The organism is Pseudomonas sp. FA-1 (genome assembly GCF_056856075.1).
In genome coordinates this window covers 1-555 of sequence record NZ_JBWXTH010000038.1, presented here as the reverse complement: position 1 = coordinate 555, position 555 = coordinate 1, and the positions used below count along the sequence as shown (strand labels likewise).

Sequence of the window (555 nt, the reverse complement as noted above, 5' to 3'; positions counted from 1 at the left end):
CACGGTCCAGCCCTGTGCTTGCAGCCAGCTCGACAAACGCTCCACGCAGGCCAGCAAACGCAACCATTCCTCGGCCGAGGCTGCGTTCAGGTCCCGTGGCGCGCCGAAGGTCTCCAGCAACAGCCCCAGCTCGCCGGGCGCCAGGCCGTGCAGGCGGGCCCACAGGCTCAGGGTGTAGAGGCCGGACAACCTTTCGAGCGTGGTGGCGAAGCGCACCTCATCGCCGTCCGCGTCGCTGGTCTGCTCTTTTGGTGGCAGCGCAAGGAAGCGGCCCAGCTGGTACAGCCCCTCGTCGTCTACCTGGCAGGCACGCTTGAGCGTGGCCTTGATAGCGGCCTGTTCCGAGGCCTTGCCGGGGCGCAGGTCGATCACGACGTAGTCTTCCGGGTCCAGCCCGCCTTCGACCAGCGGTGGGTCGTTGAATAGCCGGTCATACTGGCTCAGCTCGCCGGCACGGGCACTCACCGCGATCAGCTGTCGGCCCATGACCAGCGCCTGCTCATGGGGGATGGCGTAGCGCTTGGCCAGGCGCACGGTCTGCGTCAGCACCGCCAG

At 67.9% G+C, this 555-nt stretch carries 1 protein-coding gene; it reads right to left on the bottom strand.

The genetic code is table 11. The annotated features are described in order from the left end of the window. Window positions 1–555, bottom strand: a 555-nt coding sequence (locus AC1MHZ_RS23390; protein WP_482967013.1) for a hypothetical protein, incomplete at both ends; no start/stop codon positions are given.